General features: G+C 62.8%; 1 protein-coding gene. It reads left to right on the top strand.

Annotated elements, in window-relative coordinates; genetic code table 11:
- Positions 1 to 196 precede the first annotated feature (196 nt).
- Positions 197 to 709, top strand: a complete 513-nt coding sequence (locus I73_RS24330; RefSeq protein ID WP_022983007.1) for a helix-turn-helix domain-containing protein — start codon at positions 197 to 199, stop codon at positions 707 to 709.
- The last annotated feature ends 446 nt before the right edge of the window (positions 710 to 1,155 follow it).

Raw genomic sequence — 1,155 nt, 5'->3', positions numbered from 1 at the left:
CAACGGCAAGGGCAGGATGCCAGATAGGGCCCGGCGGGCCCTATCCATCCTGGTCTACTAGGTCGCTTCGCGCCCGTCGCAGACACTCAGGGCTTCGCCCCGAGACCCAGGTGGCCACGTGCTGTCTGACATCACAGACTGATATGGGTGGCAAATATTTTCGACATGTTGGAAGGTTTGATCTAGGCTGGCGGGCATGAATATCCTCCACGAGTTGAGCCAGGCGGTTCGCACCAGGCGCCAGGAAATGGGGTTGTCGCAGCAGGCGCTGGCGAGGTTGGCCGGTCTGTCGCGGGCGACGATCGTGGCGCTGGAAGGCGGCACGATCAAAGATCTGAGCATCACGCGCACGGCGATGGTGCTGGAGGTACTGGGCCTGGGGCTGACCGTCGCACCTGCGCACCCCCGCCTGGAGCCTAGGCCTACGGCATTGACGCCGCCGCTGGAACTGGCCGCACGCACGGCCAGCACGAGCTACAGGGGGCGCCTGACGGCGGCCGAGCTTCGCGACGTGCTGGGTACGGGTGAATTGCCGGCGGGCTTGGAAGCGTATGTGCACGCGCTGCTGGACGAGGCGCCAATGGATCTGTTGGCCAGGGCGGTAGAGCAGATGCATGCCGAGGCGGGGCTGGCGCGGGAAACGGTCTGGGCAAACATGCGTCGCTTGGCGCGCCAGCTCAAGAGCCGGAGGAATCTATGGGCTTGTTGACGATCACTCAAAACCTGGCACTTGGAGATGCGGACGATTTCTTGGATTGGTTAAGCAGCTATCCCTCTGTGTCTTGAACCGTCTGGGGGCGATTCAGTGAGATCGTGGGGATCCGCCACAACGCTGTTGGACAGCGAGGTTGGCTGCTGATCAGCGAAGGCCCTCAGGGTCGAGGCAGGAACCGATAGGAGTGTGCGCGATGGAAGCGCTGTACATGAGAGAGCAGTACGGGGAATCGACAGCCACCCGAGTCGAGACGATGGGTTCCATCGCCGTTGCGATTGCGAACCGCTGGGCCTTGGGCTGGCCAGAGCGCGTGATGNCGATGCTCACTTCCGGTCGCTACCTTTCGCGCTCTGCTGGAGCAGGCCGAGCTGGAGAAGGACGTACTCGCTTGCGGATACCCGTCTCACCTTGCGCGTATTGAGATCCTGGCATTGCATGGC

It is taken from the genome of Ideonella sp. B508-1, assembly GCF_000333615.1.
GTDB lineage: Bacteria > Pseudomonadota > Gammaproteobacteria > Burkholderiales > Burkholderiaceae_C > Ideonella.
This window is presented reverse-complemented; position numbering and strand designations above follow the sequence as displayed.